This window comes from Agrobacterium sp. NPDC058088, from assembly GCF_042885035.1.
In the GTDB taxonomy this organism is placed as follows: domain Bacteria; phylum Pseudomonadota; class Alphaproteobacteria; order Rhizobiales; family Rhizobiaceae; genus Agrobacterium.
In genome coordinates, this window is sequence record NZ_JBHVSU010000006.1 from 38,173 (window position 1) to 50,734 (window position 12,562).

The window sequence follows — 12,562 nt, forward strand, 5'->3', positions numbered from 1 at the left end:
CCTCGTCCCGCAACAGGAAAAGTAGTCGCCCGCAAGCTTAATCACAGTCGCACATCGCCGCGATAAACGTTCGGCGTCGCTCCCGTCAACCTGCCAAATATCTTGCGGAATGCTGCCGGATCCGCATAGCCGACCGCCCAGGCGATGCTCTCGACCGAGCCATTCGTCGTCTCGAGCAATTGCCGCGCCTTCATGATGCGCACGTTTTGAAGATATTCCGTCAGTTTCAATCCTGTCGCACGCAAGAAGCGACGCTGGAGCGTCCTTTCTGAAAGATGCACGCTGTCTGCCAATTCACCGATCGATTTTTGCAGCTCTGGCGCTGCGTGGAATTGATGCTGGATTTGTCGCACTTCTTTGTCGCCGTGATCAAATCGCGGGATGAATGTCTTGTATTGACTCTGGCTGCGCCGCGGCGGGTCCACGACCAGAAAGCGCGCTGTCTCCAGCATTGTGGTCTGCCCAAGAAGCTTTTCAACGAGAAGCAGGCCGAGATCGGCCCAAGCCAAAATGCCTCCGGCGGTGATCACGTCTCCATCGTCAATGATCATATTATCGGGCGAAACGTCTATTTTGGGAAACCGCTCGGCAAGTCTCTGGGCAAAGGCCCAGTGGGTCGTGGCGCGCCGGCCATCGATGAGCCCCGTTTCGGCGAGAACGAAAGCGCCGGCGCAGATCGAGCAGACAGTCACACCAAGTGCATGCTGGGATGAAAGCCATTTTGATGCCGGCCGCATGCTTTGCATCTTCTCCGGCATGACGATGCTCGGTGGCGCGATGATGTAGCTCAACGAATGCGATGCCCCAGTTTCCGAATCCCAGGTGCAGGAAACCGCGCCATCCTCGACCGTCCAGTGACTGACACGGATTTTTCGAAGGCTTGATGGTTCCTGCAAATCCGTCGCCCAATCGCTAGCAACACGGAATAAGTCCGTCAGTCCGTAGACCGCAGCCAGCTGACAATCCGGATAGATCAGTAATCCCACCTCGATGAAGTCAGCCCGCTTGAGATTTGTCACTTTTGCCTCTGAGAAAGTCATTTGCGCCACGTGCCTGTGATAGCGGATGGCGCTAGCTTGTTCAAGTCACCAAGGGCATTCGAAGACAAAGCTCGACAGGAGATATGTATGACATCTGATGCAGATCGGTTTTTCGTGTCGAGACGCAGCGTACTCATCGGTAGCATCGCGCTTGCCAGCGTGAGCATTCCGACGATCGCCTTCTCGCAGACCCCTTCCACTAACCATTCAGCACAAGGAGAAATTGACATGGGTTTCGTAACAACCAGGGACGGCACTGAGATTTTCTACAAGGACTGGGGCCCGAAGGATGCCCAGCCGATCGTTTTCCACCATGGCTGGCCGCTCTCTTCCGATGACTGGGATGCGCAGATGCTGTTCTTCGTTTCCAAAGGATATCGCGTCGTCGCCCATGACCGCCGCGGACACGGCCGCTCCGCTCAGGTCTCGGAAGGGCACGACATGGATCATTATGCTTCCGACGCCTTTGCCGTCGTCGAAGCGCTCGATCTGAAGAATGCCGTCCATATCGGCCATTCCACCGGTGGCGGTGAAGTTGCCCGTTACGTCGCAAAGCATGGCGAGCCCGCCGGCCGTGTTGCCAAGGCCGTTCTCGTTTCCGCCGTGCCGCCGCTGATGCTGAAGACCGAGGCCAATCCGGAAGGCCTGCCGATGGAGGTTTTTGACGGCTTCCGCTCGGCGCTTGCCGCAAACCGCGCCCAGTTCTTCCGTGATGTCCCGGCCGGCCCGTTCTATGGTTTCAACCGCGATGGCGCGACCGTGCATGAAGGCGTTATCCAGAACTGGTGGCGTCAGGGCATGATGGGCAGTGCAAAGGCCCACTACGACGGCATCAAGGCCTTCTCTGAAACAGACCAGACGGAAGACCTGAAGAATATCAGCGTTCCGACGCTGGTTCTGCACGGTGAAGACGACCAGATCGTTCCGATCGCCGACTCCGCTCACAAGTCGATCAAGCTGCTGAAAAACGGCACCCTGAAGACCTATCCCGGTTTCTCGCACGGCATGCTGACAGTCAATGCCGATGTGCTGAACGCCGACCTGTTGGCCTTCATCAAGGGTTGAGCCTTCTTGCAAAACGGGAATGCGGCCGGTTACCCGGCCGCATTTTTATTTAGGCAAGGTCAAATGGCCCCGCCAGGCGGTGAGACAGGAAGCAAGGATCGCGTCGGAAATTCACAAAACCCGCAGTGGCGCGCCGTTCAGCCATGCGGCGAGATTGTCCACGGTATCTCGATAGAAAATTCGGTATGAGTTTTCGGTAACAAACCCGATATGAGGCGTCGCGATCACATTGCCAAAAGTCCGAAGTGGATGATCAGCGGGCAAAGGCTCACGATCAAATACGTCCACTGCAAGACCTGCGATGCTCTCGGTTTCCAGGGCAGCGATCAAGGCTCTTTCATCGATAAGCGGACCTCGTGACGTATTCACGAGCCAAGCTGTTGGCTTCATCAACGCCAGCTCGTCCTGACCGATTATGCCTTTTGTTCGCTCGGACAGAACAAGATGCAACGTCACCCACTCGGACTCGCGAAGAAGCATCGCTTTCTCAACCCGCCTCACACCGGCAGCCTCTGCCGCCTCATCGGTCAGATTCTGGCTCCAGGCGATCACCTCCATACCGAATGCAAGGCCGACCTTTGCAATCTGGCGGCCGATCCTACCCAGACCGATAACACCCAGCGTGCTGCCCGAAAGATCGCGCCCGACCGTGGTTTGCCAGCCACCACCCCGAAACGAGGCAATTTCTGTGGGAATATGGCGTGCCGCCGCAAGGATGAGTGCCCAAGTCAGCTCCGGGGCGCCCGATCCGTTGGCACCCGTCGCCGAAACAACGATGCCGAGATCACGGGCTGCTGCAACGTCGATTGAGGCATTGCGCCCTCCAGTCGTTGCGATGAACCGCAGGTTCGGCAGGCGCTCGAGAATACGTCGCGACAGCGGCGTCCGTTCGCGCATGACGCAGACAGCGTCGAACGGCAAGAGACGATCAACCAGGCGTTCTTCGTCCGCGATATGGTCATTGAAGACCGTGATTTCTGCACGGTCGTTTAATGGCGACCAGTCGGCGCTGCTGATCGCCACATTCTGGTAGTCATCCAACACCGCGATATGTTTTACGTTATGACGTTTCATGAGACGACGCCGTCGATTTTGACGATAAGCTTGCCAAAATTTTTGCCCTTCAGCATGCCGATAAAGGCGTCGGGAGCGTTCTCCAATCCATCAACGACATCCTCGCGGTACCTGATCTCGCCTCTAGCGACCCTTGGGCCGATCTCCGCGAGAAAGTCATTGAAATGATCGGCGGCAAACTCTGTCTGGATGAAACCTCGAACAAGCAGGCTCTGTCTCAGGATCACCGACATCGTTGCCGGAAGACGATCTGCCTGCGACGAGTTTGCACCGTTATATTGAGAAACGAGGCCGCAGACGGGAACGCGCCCGAACTGGTTTAGAAGAGGCAATACCGCATCCCAGACGCGTCCTCCGACATTCTCGAAATAGACATCAATCCCGTTTGGAGAGGCCGCTTTCAGATCGCTGACAAAATTCTCCGAGCGATGATCAACCACGCTGTCGAAGCCAAGTTCACCCTTGACGAACGCACACTTGTCGGAACCACCGGCTATACCAACTGCCCTCGCCCCGTAAAGCTTTGCAAGCTGTCCGACCATCGAACCGACCGGCCCAGAGGCAGCAGCAACCGCAACCGTCTCACCCTGCTTCGGCTTGCCAATGAACTTCAGACCACTCCATGCGGTAAATCCCGGCATGCCGAGTACGCCGATCGCGGTCGTGACCGGTGCACCGTGCGTCTCGACCTTTCGAAGCAAGTCCCCACTGATCACCGCGCCCGTACACCAACCGGTCCGCCCGCGCACGATGTCGCCGGGCGCAAAACCATTATGCCGTGACTTCACCACCTCGCAGATCGTCTCGCCTTCCATGATACCGTTGACGGGTACGGGCGCGGCATAGGATTTGGCATCGCTCATGCGCCCACGCATGTAGGGGTCGAGCGAAAGGTAGAGAACGCGGACCGTGACATCGCCCTCGGCTGATTCGCGCAACTCGGCGTCCTCAAGTCGGAAATTTTCATGCGTCGGCTCCGCCAAGGGGCGGCTTGCCAGCACAATGCGTTTGATCGTTGTCATACGGTGCATTCCTCGTTGAATAGGCCCGAGTTTCCAAGACACCCCTCGGGTTGGGCATTCTAGCGTTTCCCGAATTCGACGGGCGAGAGCTTCACGTTCCCGGCGTGCTTTCGTTTTGGGTTGTAGATCATTTTGATGTGCTCGAATACGTCCAGACAGGCCTACCATCCCATCTCAAGCAAGATGATGGGAAGACTTTTGCCTATGTCCGCCCGATTGCAACCATAGAGCCCACCGTCATTGCCAACGGGCCGCCGGTGGAGACCGCGATAGGTTACCATGGTGTTGACGCGCTGGTGGAAGCCTTGGCACCGGTCGACCATGAAGCACGCGTGACTTTTGTCGCCTGGGAACAGAAGACGCTGGTCAAGGCGGCGAAGTCATTGATGAAAGTGGTTGGCGGTAATCCCGGCGATGCTCCGAAATGGCCGAGTGATGATTTCGACAGCCTCTATATTCTCAAGCTTCCTGACAATGAGAAAACCACACTTCGAACACTGATCACAAGGATTGGCCAACCTGCCGGACAAATGTTCATGAAGCAGCATCGACACCACAAAGTCCTGCGACAGACCCTGCTTGTTTGGATCGAGACATCGTCTCATGGGCCGGAGTAAGTCACCGTCGGAGACGTCCTCAAAATCGCAGCAGCTGTGGTGGCCGCACCGACTGAGATCACAAGCGAAGGACTGCCGCCTATTTTCGCAAGGCGCGGTCCATGCCATTGTGTTCATGTACGTTTTGAAGGCTAAGGCAGGTTCGCATGCAGCGATTTTCATTGGGATCCATCGATCTCAATCTACTCAAGGTCATCTATGCCCTCGTTGTCAAAGGCAACATGACGGCAGCAGGCGAGTATATCGGTCTCTCCCAACCCGCCATGAGCCATGCGCTGAAGCGCGTTCGTGCCATCACGGGTGATGAATTGTTCCGAAAGACGTCAGGCGGTTTCGTGATGACGCGGTTCTGTGCGGAGATTTTTCCGGCGGTCCGGCGCATCATCGAAGATACCGAAACCGTGATGCTGTCACATCTCAAATTCGAACCGGAAACATCCCACCGCGCCTTCAGGATCGGAATGAACGACTATTTCTCCGTTGTCCTGATGCCTCGCCTGATCGAGCGTGTGCAGGCACGGGCGAAGCATTGCGTGCTGGAAGTCATTCACATGCCGCGCACGGGCGTGGCCAACAATCGAAACTTTCTTCCCGTCGTCCAGGAGCATCTCGATGAAGGCACGATTGATGTCGCCGTCATGACGGCGGACAATTTTCCGGCCCGTTACCGCTGTACCTCACTCTTTACAGAAAGGCGCGTCTGCATCATGTCGGCCACCAATCCGGCCGCGCAGAAGCCGCTGACGCTGGATGCGCTGCTGTCGCTTGGACACGTCAAGGTAACCTCCGCGCCAAGCCGTCGTGGCTGGATCGACGAGCGGCTGGACGCCATGGGTCTTGAGCGAAGAGTGGTTGCCGTCGTGCCGCATTTTTCTGCCGCAGTCGCTATCATAGCCCGCAGCGATCTTGTGGCGATCATGCCGGAAAGCGTTGCGAAACTCTTCGAACGTTCGCACGAATTGTTGCTGCTGGAATCTCCTTTTGCAGAAGAAAAACAGTCGACCAGCATGATCTGGCTTGCCGAAAAGGAACGCGATCCGGCAAGTCAGTGGCTGCGGGAACAGATTTCCGACTGTTTCACCGGGGACGCGCCCTGATGGATCGGCGGCCTTGCCGCTTCATCGCATCGTCAACTTTGCGCGGATGAAATGATCGGCGACGCCAAGGAAATTTTCCATGGTCACTGCCGGCAATTCTTCCTTGAAGCTTCCGTCATTGCGCGCAATCGCCAGATCATCGGGTATTGCTCTTCTGTTGACAAAAACCATGTCGAGCGCTGGCAGGCACAGGATGAACTGCCCGAAGTGGCCAGCGGCAACACAGGCGCCCTGCCATTCCGGCGTCTCATCCGTGACCACGGGAATCCACCAGAGATAGCTGTAGCCGGCAATCCGCGACTTTTCGCTCTCGTTCATGCTTTCTGCTGGAACGCGGATTTTAGTGCTTTCTGCAACCCATCCGGTCGGCATCACATGCCTGTCGCCCCAAAGACCCTGTCGGACCATCGCAAGCCCCAGCCGCGCCATGTCGCGCCCGGACAGGAAGAAGTGATAGGCAAGGTACCGCGATGCACCCTCGTAACCCATCATCCGCTGGCGGGAAGGATCGAAATCCTGCATTTCCATCGGCCCTGCGAAATCTTCCTCGAAGGCCTTGAAGACACTGCGGCCGGTCAACTGTTCGAAAACGGCCCCGAGCACGTTGAAATCCCAGTTGTTGTAGTGGAAATACGTGCCGGGTTTTTTGGAGCCGCGCTCTGGAATGTTCTTGGTATTGCTGCCGGGGCTCCCAGGCCGATGGTAAACGCCGGAACTGCTGATCAGAAGGTCACGCAGCGTTGCCGTCTTTTCGATAGGCAGCAGGCCGTGATCCTCATCGATGCCGAGCTCTGCCATGGTCAGATCGAGATCGATCTTTCCTTCGGCAACGGCTTTCCCCATCAGCATCGAAAGGATGCTCTTGCGGGTCGAGGCGAGATAGCTCACCTCGGAAATATCACCGTAGCTATAGAGGATTTCGCCACCGGCAACCGCGATAAACGATGTGGTTGGCAGAGCTTCCAGAGCCGCATCGACTTTCGAGCGAACATCGGCGGAAAGACCGTGATCGGCAGGATTATCCACCTGCTTCCATTCCTGTGACGGAAATTCCTGGCGTTGATCGGCAGACAAATGTTCCAGAGGTGCTGAAACAGACATATTTCTTCCTTTTGCGGTTTTGGTTTTGGATTTGCCGACATCAGTCGTTCAGATGGCAGGCGCTCTTGTGGCGCGAACCGACCGAACGTAGTTCCGGCCGCTCGACGCGACAGCGCTCCATCGCCAGCGGACAGCGGGGGTGGAAGTGGCATCCTGACGGCGGTGAAAGCGGGCTTGGTATTTCCCCTTCGATGGCAGTAAAACTGCGCTGCACAGGATCGAGGCTTGGTCGTTCCTGAAGGAGTGCGCGGGTATAGGGATGATTGGGATGGGCGAACAACTCCTCGACGGTCGCCTCTTCCACGACACGGCCGAGATACATCACCACGACGCGATCGGAGATATGCTCAACAACCGAGAGGTCATGGCTGATGAAGATGTAAGTCAGGTCCAGCTGTTCTCTAAGGTCGAGAAAAAGGTTGATTATCTGCGCCTGGATCGACACATCGAGAGCCGCGACCGACTCGTCGCAGATCAGCATGTCCGGTTGAACCGCAAGCGCGCGTGCGATGCCGATACGCTGACGCTGCCCGCCGCTGAACTGGTGGGGAAAGCGGGATGCCATGGAGGGATCGAGGCCGGCGCGCGCCATCTGCTGGTTGACATAATCATCCAGCTCCCGCGCCGTGGTGAGCCCATGATGAAGGGGCGCAGCACCAATGATTTCACGCACCCGCTGCCGGGGATTGAGGGAGGAGGACGGGTCCTGAAAGATCATCTGGACCTTCAGCCGCGCCGTCTCCGCCTCGTCGCCCTGCATATCCTGTAGGCGCTTGTCCCGGAAGAGCACGGTTCCTTCTGACGCCTGCAGCAGACCGGCCACCACGCGTCCGAGCGTCGACTTCCCGCAGCCGGATTCACCGACGATGCCGACGACTTCGCCTTCTGCGACGGTAAGACTGACATCATCCAGAGCGCGGACGACGGGATTGGGGGATTTCACACCGATAAATTCGGCGCCGCGTTCGATCAGGCCGGATTTGCGGGTGAAGCGCTTGCTGACGTTGCGGACCTCAAGTCGATTGCTCATGCTGGCGCTCCTTCCATGACGGGGTGAAAACAGCGAAGAAGTCGGCCTTCGACGGGTTCAAGCTGCGGTGGACTGAGACAGAGCTCGGTCGCTGACGAACAGCGGGGGTGGAAGGCGCAACCTTTCGGCATATTGGCGACAGATGGCGTCGTGCCCGATATCTGTTTGAGCCTGAAACCGCGCTTGTTGTGCGCGGGAAGGCTCGCCATCAAGCCGTTTGTATAGGGATGCATGGGGCGGCTGAGCAGATCGGCCGTCTTTCCCTGCTCGGCGATGCGGCCGGCATACATGACCGAAAGGCGGTCGGCGAGGCCAGCGACGACCGAGAGGTCATGTGTAACCCAGATGAGGGCAGTTCCCTTTTCGCGAGCGAGCTTCTGCACGATCGAGAGGATCTGCGCCTGGATCGTGACATCAAGTGCCGTGGTCGGTTCATCGGCGATGATGAGATCCGGCGACATCAGGAGTGCGATGGCGATGGCCACTCTCTGCCGCATCCCGCCCGAGAATTGATGCGGATAGGCGCTCAGCCTCTCCTCAGGGCTTGGAATGCCGACCATTCCCAGGGCATCACGTGCCCTCTCGCGGGCGGCCTGCTTGCTGATCGTTTCATGGGCACGCACCACCTCCATCATCTGCGTATCGATACGCAGGACGGGGTTGAGCGTGGACATCGGATCCTGGAAAATCATGGCAATCCGGTTGCCGCGAATGGAGCGAAACTCCCGCTCAGAGAGCGTCCGCAGATCCCTGCCCTTAAAGAGTATCTGTCCACCCGTGACCTGGGCTGGCTTATCGATCAATCCCATGATCGACAGTCCGGTTACCGATTTACCCGATCCCGATTCTCCCACAAGCCCCATCACTTCACCGGCCGCGAGGTCGAGATTGATGTCGTCGATAAGAGTGACGCGGCCTTCGGCGGTCACGACTTCGGTCTTCAAACCTTTGATTTCGAGCATGGCGGTCATTTCTGTGCAGCCTTCGGATCGAGCATTTGACGCAGGCGGTCGCCGACGAGGTTGATCGCAAAGATGGTGACGAGCAGCGCTATTCCGGGGAAAAGCGCGATCCAGTAGGTGCCCGACAACATGAATTCATAGCCGCTGGAAATGAGGAGCCCGAGCGACGGTTCGGTAACGGGCACGCCTAGACCAAGAAAGCTGAGCGTCGCCTCAAGAGTAATTGCGCGCGCGACCTGCATGGTCAGCAGGACCACCAGCGGCGACAAACAGTTCGGCAGAAGCTGGCGAAATAGAATATTCCGGTGGGGAAGGCGCAACGACCTTGCGGCTTCAACATATTCGCGGCGCAGTTCCGTCAGTGCGGCGCCGCGGGCGGTGCGGGCATAGGTCGCCCATTCCACCAGCACGATTGCGAAAACGACGTTGCCGACGCTTTTCCCGAGCAGCGCAAGGATGAGGAGCGCTGAAAGGATGGTGGGAAAGGAGAGCTGAAGATCGACAATGCGCATCATCGCCGTTTCCACCTTGCCACCGACATAAGCGGCCGTCAGGCCAAAAGCGGTGCCGATGACAAAGGCGATGGCTGCCGATCCCAGACCGACAATCAGGCTGATCCGCAGACCGTGGAGAATGGCGGAGAGCATGTCGCGCCCCTGATCGTCAGAGCCAAACAGGAACGTAAAGCCGGCGGACGCCTCCGATCCCGGGGCCATGCGGCCATCCATGATGTCCAGTTGCATCAGGTCGTAGGGGTTCTGAGGCGACAATATCGGAGCGAAGATCGCCAGAAGGGCAATAAGTATAATCAGGATGAGGCCGATCAACGCAAGCGGCGAGCGTGAGAACTGCCGCAGGAATTGCAGCCCGGGTCGGAATTTTACGGAGACGGGGATAGCTTGCACGTCACTCTCCCTGAAGTCGGATACGTGGATCGAGCAGCCTGTAGGTGACATCGACGACGAGATTGATGATGACGAACATGATGACCACAAGCATGAGATAGGCCACGATCACGGGGCGATCGAGGGCGGCGATGCTGTCGATGATGATCTTTCCGACGCCGGGCCAGGCAAAAATCGTTTCGGTGACGACAGAAAAAGCGATTGTCTGACCGATATCGAGCCCGACGACGGTAACGACCGGTATCATGACGTTTTTGAGGACGTGGATGCCGAGTATGCGCCGTGGAGAAAGACCCTTGGCCTTGGCAAACCGCACATATTCGCTGGACATGGCCTCGCGGACACCGGCTTCGGTCAGGCGCGTCACCATGGAAATGTTAAACAACGAAAGGCTGACTGCCGGCAGTACCATGTGCCTGAGGCCATCCAGCGTGACGAAGGACCATGGAATACCAAACAGGGTTTCGGTTGCACCGCGCCCGGAACTCGGCAACCAGCCCAGCTGCACGCTGAATATCATGATGAGAAGAATGGCTATCCAGAAGATCGGCAGACTGAAACCGAAGATCGAACCGACCATGATCATGCGGGAAAATGGGCTCTCGGGCTTCCAACCCGCCATGAGGCCGAGGGGCACGCCGAAGACGAGCGACAGCAGGACGGCCGCAAAGGCAAGCTCCAACGTGGCTGGCAGGCGGGACAGGATCAGCTCGACGGCCGGCTCCTTGTAGACATAGCTGATGCCGAGATTTCCCTGGAGGACGCCTTTCAGAAACAGAAAGAACTGTTCGTAAAGCGGGCGATCAAGGCCAAGATCGGCGATCAGCCGCAGGCGGTCTTCATGGGTGGCTTCCGCCGGAAGCAGGGTTTCGATCGGGCTGCCTATCAGGTGAAGGCCAATAAACACGATCACGGCCATTGCCAGAGCGACCAGTATCGCTTGCAACAGGCGCTGGATAATCCATAGGGTCATGATACCCTCAAAACATTGATGATGTGGCGCAGGCCCGCCGCTTTCGACATGCGGGCGCTGTCAGATATACCGCATTTCAGGCTTTGCCTTCTTGTGCAAAAGCCGCTCCTCTGCGCGCAGGAAGTGACCGTGACGGATCGAAAACAGTCCGATCCGCCAGCGCGCCTTATTCGAAGATGTCCTTGACGAGCGTGCGCTCATCGATGCGCGGTGCATAGGACAGGCCTTTGCGCGTAACCCAGGCATTGCTCTGCTGGTAAAGCGGTATGATGGCGCCGTCATTTACCGCGACCTTGACCGCCTCCACAAGGGCCGTCTCGCGCGCCTTGTCGTCGTAAATCGTCATCGCCTTCGCGACGAGATCATCGAGTGCCGGATTGGAGTATCCGCTGTCATTTGAAGCACCCAGTCCACGCTTCGGATCAACGGTTCCCAGGACGTTCACCAACATGGAGCTTGCATCATAGGTGGCGTTACCGAGCCCCAGCAGCTTCATGGAGAATTCCGATTTGCGCGAGGAGAACGTGGTCCATGGAAGCGCTTCCACATTCGTCTTCACGCCAATGCGGGTCCACATCTGCGCAACAGCCTGAACGACTGCTGGCGCGTTAGGATAACGGTCGTTCGGTACATGAACCGTCAGCTGGAAACCGTTCGGGAAGCCGGCATCGGCCAGCATCTTCTTGGCAGCTGCCGCATCTGGCTTCGGTGGTTGAATGTCGTCGGTGTAGGAGAAGGCACCTTTGGGCAACCACTGGCCAGATGCCGTGGCTGTGCCTTCCATGATCTTATCGACGATACCTTGACGGTTTATCGCCACGGACAAAGCGTTGCGGACGCGTGCATCGGCAAGCGGATTTGTCTCCAGCGCTTCGCCATTCGGTCCCTTCACATTGGCTTTCCAGGTCTCGCCCGATGTCGTCGGCGCCAGATAGATCACACGCAGACCGGGCGTAGAGACGAAGGAAAGATTTGCTGTCGACTTGAAGCGCGCGATATCGGTAGCGGCGGGAGCGTCGATAATGTCGACATCACCCGCCAGAATGGCCGTGGTGCGCGCGCTGGCGCTTGAGATCATGCGGTAGGTCGCATGGTCCCACGCCACTTTCTTGCCCCACCAGTCTGGATTACGCTCCAGCCCAACTTCGATGCCCTGCTTGAAAGTGGAAAAGCGAAAGGCGCCGGTGCCGATTGCCGCTTTTCCGGAATTGTAGTCTGCGGTGTCCGCGCCCTCCCCGACGTGCCGGGAAATGATCGCGATGTTGGCGAGATCACCCGGGAGGGTAGGCGCCGGCGCCTTCGTGTTGATGATGACCGCAAGATTTCCATCGGCTTCGACGCTTGCGACATTTCTGATGAAACCGCCGAACCCACCGGGGCTGTTGGGAACATTTCCAGCGCGGCCGAGTGTGAAAACAACGTCATCGGCAGTGAAAGGTTTTCCGTCATGCCATTTTACGCCCTCACGAAGAGTAAAACGCCATTTGGTTTCGGAAACGGCCTCCCATTTCGTTGCAAGACCCTCGACAAGCTGCCCTTCGGCTGTCCGCTCGGTTAGCCTATCGAATATTTGCATGGCAATGCTGTTGTTTGGAGAGGCATTATAAAAATGCGGATCAACCGACGTTACGGTGCCGCTCAATCCTACCGTAATATCCTTCGCAAGAGCCGAAGAA

The 12,562-nt window shown here is 57.6% G+C and carries 12 protein-coding genes; 3 read left to right on the plus strand and 9 right to left on the minus strand.

Annotation, left to right across the window (positions count from 1 at the left end; all coding sequences use genetic code 11):
* Positions 1-41: 41 nt before the first annotated feature.
* Positions 42-1,019, minus strand: a complete 978-nt coding sequence (locus tag ACFVTJ_RS16970; RefSeq protein WP_386909323.1) for a GlxA family transcriptional regulator — start codon at positions 1,017-1,019, stop codon at positions 42-44.
* A 249-nt stretch (positions 1,020-1,268) separates the two neighbouring features.
* Between ACFVTJ_RS16970 and ACFVTJ_RS16975 the strand changes: the two genes are divergently transcribed.
* Positions 1,269-2,105, plus strand: a complete 837-nt coding sequence (locus ACFVTJ_RS16975; RefSeq protein WP_386909657.1) for an alpha/beta fold hydrolase — start codon at positions 1,269-1,271, stop codon at positions 2,103-2,105.
* Positions 2,106-2,216: 111 nt separating this feature from the next.
* Here the strand turns inward: ACFVTJ_RS16975 and ACFVTJ_RS16980 are convergent, their stop codons facing one another.
* The gene (locus ACFVTJ_RS16980; RefSeq protein WP_386909325.1) at positions 2,217-3,179 is read right to left on the minus strand and encodes a D-2-hydroxyacid dehydrogenase family protein; all 963 of its coding nucleotides are present in this window, start codon (positions 3,177-3,179) and stop codon (positions 2,217-2,219) included.
* Positions 3,176-4,201, minus strand: a complete 1,026-nt coding sequence (locus ACFVTJ_RS16985) for an NADP-dependent oxidoreductase (RefSeq protein WP_386909327.1) — start codon at positions 4,199-4,201, stop codon at positions 3,176-3,178. Before ACFVTJ_RS16985 ends, ACFVTJ_RS16980 begins: the two co-directional genes overlap by 4 nt.
* A 50-nt stretch (positions 4,202-4,251) precedes the next feature.
* Here ACFVTJ_RS16985 and ACFVTJ_RS16990 point away from each other — a divergent pair, with 50 nt between their 5' ends.
* The gene (locus ACFVTJ_RS16990; RefSeq protein ID WP_386909329.1) at positions 4,252-4,818 is read left to right on the plus strand and encodes a hypothetical protein; all 567 of its coding nucleotides are present in this window, start codon (positions 4,252-4,254) and stop codon (positions 4,816-4,818) included.
* A gap of 146 nt (positions 4,819-4,964) precedes the next feature.
* Positions 4,965-5,915 (plus strand): LysR family transcriptional regulator, encoded by a 951-nt coding sequence (locus ACFVTJ_RS16995; RefSeq protein WP_386909330.1) that lies wholly within the window; start codon positions 4,965-4,967, stop codon positions 5,913-5,915.
* A 21-nt stretch (positions 5,916-5,936) separates the two neighbouring features.
* Here ACFVTJ_RS16995 and ACFVTJ_RS17000 read toward each other — a convergent pair whose 3' ends face one another.
* The 6 genes from ACFVTJ_RS17000 to ACFVTJ_RS17025 all read right to left on the minus strand — a co-directional run bounded on the left by ACFVTJ_RS17000 (position 5,937) and on the right by ACFVTJ_RS17025 (position 12,462).
* Entirely contained in the window at positions 5,937-7,016 is a 1,080-nt protein-coding gene (locus tag ACFVTJ_RS17000) for a serine hydrolase domain-containing protein (protein ID WP_386909332.1), read from the minus strand.
* Between the two features lie 40 nt (positions 7,017-7,056).
* Entirely contained in the window at positions 7,057-8,046 is a 990-nt protein-coding gene (locus ACFVTJ_RS17005; RefSeq protein ID WP_386909334.1) for an ABC transporter ATP-binding protein, read from the minus strand.
* Entirely contained in the window at positions 8,043-9,017 is a 975-nt protein-coding gene (locus tag ACFVTJ_RS17010; RefSeq protein ID WP_386909336.1) for an ABC transporter ATP-binding protein, read from the minus strand. The genes ACFVTJ_RS17005 and ACFVTJ_RS17010 overlap by 4 nt, the downstream gene beginning before the upstream one ends.
* On the minus strand, positions 9,014-9,913 hold the full coding sequence (locus tag ACFVTJ_RS17015; protein WP_386909338.1) for an ABC transporter permease: 900 nt from the start codon (positions 9,911-9,913) through the stop codon (positions 9,014-9,016). Before ACFVTJ_RS17015 ends, ACFVTJ_RS17010 begins: the two co-directional genes overlap by 4 nt.
* Before the next feature lies 1 nt (position 9,914).
* Entirely contained in the window at positions 9,915-10,886 is a 972-nt protein-coding gene (locus ACFVTJ_RS17020; protein ID WP_386909340.1) for an ABC transporter permease, read from the minus strand.
* A 166-nt stretch (positions 10,887-11,052) separates the two neighbouring features.
* Entirely contained in the window at positions 11,053-12,462 is a 1,410-nt protein-coding gene (locus tag ACFVTJ_RS17025; protein ID WP_386909342.1) for an ABC transporter substrate-binding protein, read from the minus strand.
* Positions 12,463-12,562 lie beyond the last annotated feature (100 nt).